The sequence below is a fragment of the Bacteroidota bacterium genome, from assembly GCA_039111535.1.
Taxonomy (GTDB): Bacteria; Bacteroidota; Rhodothermia; order Rhodothermales; family JAHQVL01; genus JBCCIM01.
Genome location: JBCCIM010000268.1, coordinates 1 through 6934 on the forward strand (window position 1 = coordinate 1; position 6934 = coordinate 6934).

The 6934-nt window shown below is 48.4% G+C and carries 4 protein-coding genes; 1 reads left to right on the forward strand and 3 read right to left on the reverse strand.

Translation table 11 applies throughout. The annotated features are described in order from the left end of the window. The 3 genes from AAF564_24970 to AAF564_24980 form a co-directional block, all read right to left on the reverse strand. Window positions 1–1593: VCBS repeat-containing protein (locus AAF564_24970; GenBank protein ID MEM8488821.1), on the reverse strand; the 1593-nt coding region annotated here is incomplete at its 3' end. Between the two features lie 110 nt (window positions 1594–1703). Then, complete coding sequence (locus tag AAF564_24975) at window positions 1704–2633, reverse strand: HDOD domain-containing protein (GenBank protein MEM8488822.1); 930 nt, start codon at window positions 2631–2633, stop codon at window positions 1704–1706. Window positions 2634–2747: 114 nt separating this feature from the next. Then, on the reverse strand, window positions 2748–3695 hold the full coding sequence (locus AAF564_24980; protein MEM8488823.1) for a sulfotransferase: 948 nt from the start codon (window positions 3693–3695) through the stop codon (window positions 2748–2750). Window positions 3696–4111: 416 nt separating this feature from the next. Here AAF564_24980 and AAF564_24985 point away from each other — a divergent pair, with 416 nt between their 5' ends. Beyond that, a complete protein-coding gene (locus AAF564_24985; protein MEM8488824.1) occupies window positions 4112–6370 on the forward strand; it encodes a T9SS type A sorting domain-containing protein in 2259 nt (752 codons plus the stop codon). Window positions 6371–6934 lie beyond the last annotated feature (564 nt).

Below are 6934 nucleotides of genomic sequence, written 5' to 3' on the forward strand. Positions count from 1 at the left end.
CTGGGCACCATCAACATAAAGGTACTTTTCGGCATCGCCGGCGCCTGTCTGCCCGCTAACACTCACGAGCTCAAAGCTATTGAACGTCACGCTTCCTCCCGTAATCGCATTCCAGCTACTACTCGCGGCAGTCCAGAAAGCGTACAAATCAGAATCGTCCTCATAAAGTAGATACCCCTCTGTTGTCGAGCCATCGCGCGAAGTAAACGGGCTAGCGAAGCTCGGAGCGTCGGTACTTTTGTGCACAGAGAAAATTTGCACTTTGCCGTGGTGCAATCCATCGCTATAGGGTACATCCAGGAAGTCATCCGTTCCATCAAAGGTGAGCGCCGGCTGGTAATTTATGGCACCATCTGTTTTTGAAGGTTGCCGGCTGCTGGTCGCCTGTGCTGCGTCGTTAGACTGGTTGGTCTGGTCTGCCCATGCAGTAACGTTTGACGTACCTGTTACGCCGGCATCTGCCTTGAGCCACAACACGATGTTGTTGAACAACCCACCAGGTGCTGTTGTAACCGGGTCCTCGTTGTTCAGATAGTAGTTGAAGTTGCCATCCTCTTCCCCGATAAACAGATCCCAGTCGCCATCATTATCGAGATCCATGAGTATGGGCCGGCTATAATTGCCAACATCTACCCCATCCAGGTAGTTTGCATTGCCTGTTCGCTGCACAAAGGTTGGCGATGCAGTTGAACCTGTATTCTCAAAAAAGTTTATAACGCCGGCTTCTTCGCCTGCAAATGCATCCCAATCACCATCGTGATCGATGTCAACAAAGTTAACCGAACTATAAGACCCGACATCAACGCCATTAAAAGGATTGGAGCCGCCCGTGCGTTGGACAAAAGTTGCTGAAGAAGCTGAACCCGTGTTCTCAAAATAGACCAGTCCACCATTGCTGGCACCCAAAAACACATCGTAATCACCGTCATTATCGATGTCTACAAATCCAGGTTTGTTTTCATCAGTTGCAACAGGGCCGGTTAACGGGCTGGTCGTTGATGAAAAAGTGGGAGAAGATACAGTGCCTGTGTTGCGGTAGTAAAAAATATTGCTGGATTCATCGCTGATAAACAAGTCGAAGTCATCGTCATCATCTATATCTACCAGGGCTGGCGTACACCACGAGCCTACATCTATACCGTTTGCCGGGTTCGAGCCACCAGTACGCTGGACATACGTAGCAGAAGATGCTGACCCGGTATTCTCGTAGTAATAGATTGTGCCATCTGTTGCGCCGGCAAAAAGATCAAGGTCACCATCGTTGTCGATGTCCACCAGAAAAGGGGCACTTTCGGATCCGACATCTTCCCCATTGAGTGGATTGCTTCCCCCGGTCTGAACTGAAAAAGGTCCGCCCTGTACTTTGCCGGGATTGAGTCCGGATTCAGCAACTGATTTATCCCGCGTCGGACTGGGTTTGAACCGGATCGGCTGTATATCCTGATCGGAAGCGTTGACTTGTGCACTAGCTGCCTGGGGCAATAACAAATTGCCAGTCAACACAAAAATAAAACTTATCAGGACATACCAATTGATGGCTACCTGCTGCCGGCTGGCACACTGCAAGCTGGAGAACTGAGTTCCAAATGGCATAGCATTCAGTCGATTTTACTGTAGGGCTAAGAGACAGTTATCTCTTTAGAAATCGACTAGCAAAACACTTGCTTAAATAAGAAATGAAGCAAGCTGCCAGGGCGACAACGCTAAATAATTTCGCTTAGATATGCAGACACACGTTCCTTCATCCCAAAAAACTCTTCGAATAGCGCCTCTTTTTCCTGTGTCTCGAAGAACTGCGTTTGAATGAGTTGATCCCAAAACGGGTCTTCCATGAATGTCTTCCGCGAAATGCTTCGATTAAAACTGAAGCCGAGGGTGTTCGCCAGCTTGTTACTGGCAACCACTACATTCAACAGGTATTGCTCTCCTTCTTCCCGTTCTACGCTTACTGTGTAATCGTGATGGGCGGCAACGGCCATTTCCATCGAACTCAAGAAATTCAACTCATGCATCAAATACTGGCCGGCCTGTACATGATCAAACCCGAACAAAGCACGCTCCTTGGCCAATAAATCCTGGGCATTGGTATCAAGCGGACTAACTTCATCATAGAATTCAACTGCCTTTTCTGGGAAATTGTTAAACAGGACAATTTTCCCAAAATCGTGTAATATCCCTAAAGTAAAAGCTTCACTTGTATAGTCTTCACCAGCCATTTTTTGCTGGTTGCCCATTTTGGACATAGAAACGATATGCCTTGATATGTATCCTACAGCAACATTATGTCGGATCAGCCGATGAAATGCGTTACTTGTAGTTACATGCAGGTGCTCTTTCATGTCTTCAAGGCTCACGCTCATCACGATCCCCAATACAGCCTGCGGTCCCAATCCAACTACGGCACGATGTAAACTGGTAACTTCTCTCCGTAGTCCGTAATACGCAGAATTCACCACGCGTAGCACGCGCGTAACAGCACCGGGATCGTTTTCGATTACCTCAACAACTTCATCAATCTCCACTTCATCAACCTGACGAGACAAGCCCATAGCCAGCAAGAACGTATGCGGCAACACAGGCAAATCTACATTCAGATGTTCCAATTCCAGTACGGAGGAGGCACTCCGGGTCATCGCTACGGGCAAGTTGGTGAAATTCAGCAGGTATTTGGTGTCATTAAGTGTCGGTCAAAATACCAGTGTCTAAACCTTCGAAATTCACATTTAATAAAGTACGGGTGCGGCCACTCAGGCAGCTGCCAAGAGGTGCTTTGTGTACCAATGAGAAAGGTCTCGTCCGATTAACATAGACAGGTGCGAAATATCGCCGGACATGCTTTCAGCAAGAGAAGCAAGAAATACTGGATCGGGTGTATTTAGACTAACAGGCTTTGTATTTGTATTAAATCCTTTCTCGATGCGGGTGCGAATCCTGGCCGGCACATAAGGCTTGATATGGCGCGCCCAGCCAACATACTGTCGCAGCATGCGCTTAAGGCCATGGTTGACCATGTCGGCATGCGTAATGTCTTTTTTTGGATTGTGTATCTCAAACTGAGGTTTAAAAGCAGGATCTACACCAAGAAAAGCAGTTATTTGGGTAAATGTCTCTCCTGGGTCTGAAGCCATGTCTTCCAGCAACCACACGCCCACACGGTCTTTCCCAAACGCATCGTAATACCGTTGTACCTGTGCGCCAAAAGATGCAATGTCTCGATACACAAGACAAGAAGGATATCCAGTGCCATTTGGCAACGACTTGCCTTTACGGCGGGCATCTTCCAATAAGACGGCTTTCTCAAAATCACCTTCCGTTTCATGCCCCCATCGCATACAGTCGTGATGCCAGGACCGCATCATATCAACAGGGTGGCGCAGCATGATGATTATTTTTGCATCAGGAGTAAATCGGGCAATGTTTTGTGCTGCCTCTTTAGAATACAGATTCAACGCTGAAGCTTCTCCTATTCGCTTTTCTCGCCTGGCTGCCTCAAAAAGAGACAAGTACTTCTCTGTTGTCTCAACACACAAACCTGGCCATGCGATCAAGTCCTGACAAAAATGGTTGGGCTCTTTATATCGCCAATATTCCGATTCACTATGGGGCAAAAATACGTCTGGATGCTGCCTTAAATAGTGATAAAGCGAGGTTGTGCCACATTTGGGTGCGCCAACAATGAAAAAATTAGGTCTCATGGTGTCCCCTTCTCATTCAGAAACTGCGATAAAAAACGAAGGGGGGCGTGTCAATTACAGGTACAAAACGGTGGAATCAAGGGGGATGGGGTGTTGGGGGGGGGTAATTGCCAGACACGTTTGTAGTATGTGTATCACAAGCATCATACCGCCTTTCTTAGCCAACCGTTTTTATTTATCCCCACAAAATCCGCTATACACCTACGCCTCATCTGAAATAAAATACAGGTGATTCCAATGAGCGCCTCTTTTATAAACTGACCAACTGCCCGATACGCCTACACAAGGCGCTTGCTGCGTTATTTGCCGGCTAAGCATGCATTTTTTGTAATATACAGATACGACAAATTCCCTTACGCCCGGTAATTGTTACGACTAATTAGCGCCCCTCTTCTGCAAGCAAATCAAAAAAAAAAATGATCACAAAAATACGAAAGTACGCGAGAGAGAAGATCTCTCGTGGCGCACCCATAGTGGGAGGCCTTTTAACACTTGGTTTAATACTGCCAGCAACATCTGTTGAGGCACAAGACCACTCTATAGCCCGGCAATGGAACGAAGTCCAAATCGAGGCAATTCGGGGAGATACGCCGCGTCCTACGGTTCACGCCAGAAATCTATTCCACCTTTCTGCTGTGATGTATGATGCATGGGCCGTATACGACCCCATGGCAAGAACCTACATTCTTGACAATACCTATGGCAGCGAGACCTGTGCCTTCGATGGCATTACCATCCCTGCTGATGTTACAGCAGATCGCGACGAAGCAATCAGCTACGCAGCCTATCGGTTGTTGAGCCATCGGTTTGCCAATTCTCCGGGTGCAACCGAGTCACTTGCAAGTTTTGATGACTTGATGATGCAGCTCGGGTATGACACGGCCGTTACATCAACGGATTACGAAATGGATGGCGCGCCGGCGCTGGGTAACTATGTCTCACAGTGTATGATCGATGCTGGACTCCAGGATGGATCTAACGAAGTGAACGACTACGCCACAACGGACTATGAGCCGCTTAATGAGCCACTCGTTGTTGGCCTGCCTGGTAACCCTAGCATCAGCGACTTGAACCGCTGGCAGCCACTCGTGCGTGAATTCACCATCGACGAGAACGACAACGTGGTCCCTGGCCCAACCCCAGGCTTTTTGAGTCCTGAATGGGGCATCGTAACACCGTTTGCGCTTTCTGCTGATGATCTCGAAATCTTCAGCCGTGATGGTGTTGATTACTGGGTTTATCATGATCCCGGTGCACCACCACAATTGGAAACCAGCACAGCAGATGTCATTTCAGACTATCTGTGGAATTTCTCCATTGTAGCCATGTGGTCATCTCACCTGGATTCAGACAATGAAGTCATGTGGGATATCTCACCGGCAACGCAGGGAAATACACCTGTTTCCAGCTGGCCTACAACGTCCGAAGAATATCGTGCGTTTTACGACTTTGAAAATGGTGGGATCACAGCCAACCAGGGGCATGATATGAATCCTGCTACAGGCATGGCTTACGAACCACAGATGGTTCCTCGTGGTGACTATGGCCGTGTTTTGGCTGAGTTCTGGGCAGATGGTCCAAGTTCTGAAACACCTCCAGGACACTGGTACACCCTTTTCAATGAGATCAACGACAATCCTGCTTTGGAGAAGAAATTCGCCGGCCAGGGTGAAGTACTTGAAAACCTTGAATGGGATGTAAAAGGCTACCTGTTGCTTGGCGCTGCTTTGCATGATGTTGCCGTAAGCGTATGGGGCATCAAGCCTTGGCACGATTACATCCGTCCTGTTTCTGCGATCCGCGCGATTGCTGCGCTTGGCCAGAGCTCAGATCCGATGGGCGTCAACTACAATGAGAATGGCATCATGCTCGTTGATGGCCATATCGAAATGGTTGAAGCTGGCGATCCGCTTGCCGGCGAAAACGATGTAAACGTAGGTAAAGTTAAGCTCTTTGCATGGAGAGGCCCAGACTATATCGATGATGCAGCAACTGCAACCGCAGGTGTAGACTGGATTCTTGCAGAGAACTGGTGGCCATACCAGCAGCCGTCGTTCATTACGCCGCCTTTTGCCGGCTACGTATCCGGCCACTCTACATTCTCCAGTGCTGCTGCTGAAATCCTGACGCTGTTTACGGGCGATGCATATTTCCCGGGCGGAATGGGTGAATTCAGCTTCGCCGAGAATGAGTATCTCATTTTTGAAGATGGTCCAAGCATGGACATCACACTACAATGGGCAACCTACCGGGATGCTTCAGACGAAGCCAGCTTGTCTCGCATCTGGGGTGGCATCCACCCGCCGATCGACGACATTCCTGGACGCGCGATTGGTATCGAGATTGCCAATGATGTCTTCGAATATGCCGGCCAGTTCTTCTCTGGAATGGTTACCAGTGTAGAAGATGACCTGCCTTCTGAAGACAGATTGAGCGTCACGGTATTCCCAAATCCGGTTGCTAAAGCTCAGCAGGTCAACCTGTCGATTGCCAACCAGGTGAGCGATGTTGACGTTAAAGTGTTCAACGTACTCGGCCAGGAAGTTATGAGCAAGCGCGTTTCCGGATTCAACAGATCCGTTAAACTTGATGTAGGCTCGCTTGCCTCAGGCGTGTATCTGGTTAGAACCAGCAGTGGCAACCAGTCTTCAACACGTACCTTCACGGTACAGTAAGCATAGTACCTACGCTACTCAAAAAGGGAGAGAACGCATCGTTCTCTCCCTTTTTTTGTTGCGCAGATATTTTCGTCACGCGGCCGTGCAGAAGTGCGTATTCAGGATGAGGTTCTGAGCCGCAAAAATTCGCATACACCCAATTCGGAGGGGGCAGCAAATGTCCCGTTTTACGGCCCTGCCAAAACACTCGTCGGGTCTTGAAGACCCAACGGGTGTTTCACAAAGACATATCTTTTTGCAAAAACGCACCCTCACTCACCCATAAAATTCCGTATAAACACTACTTCAAGTCTTTCGCTCTCCACGTACTTGATAACTTGATCCGGTTACAATGCCGGGGATTAGATTCACTGCACATTGGAATCATATCCACCTTCCCTAAACACCCCAGGTTCAGTATAGCTTTTTACATCTGCAACACCATAGACGACAGAATATCATTCAACATAAAAAAGGGCCCGGAGGCATAGCTCCAGGCCCTTTTGTGTCTTACCATTGATTCTTTGTGGCTTACTTCACAAGCACAACTTTGCCGACTTTCATGTAGTCGTTGGCCTGGAA

What these genes read in the sequence shown, in the direction of transcription:
- AAF564_24975 (MEM8488822.1), bottom strand. Translation starts at nt 2,633, where the DNA reads ATGACCCGGAGTGCCTCCTCCGTACTGGAATTGGAACATCTGAATGTA.
- AAF564_24980 (MEM8488823.1), bottom strand. Translation starts at nt 3,695, where the DNA reads ATGAGACCTAATTTTTTCATTGTTGGCGCACCCAAATGTGGCACAACC.
- AAF564_24985 (MEM8488824.1), top strand. Translation starts at nt 4,112, where the DNA reads ATGATCACAAAAATACGAAAGTACGCGAGAGAGAAGATCTCTCGTGGC.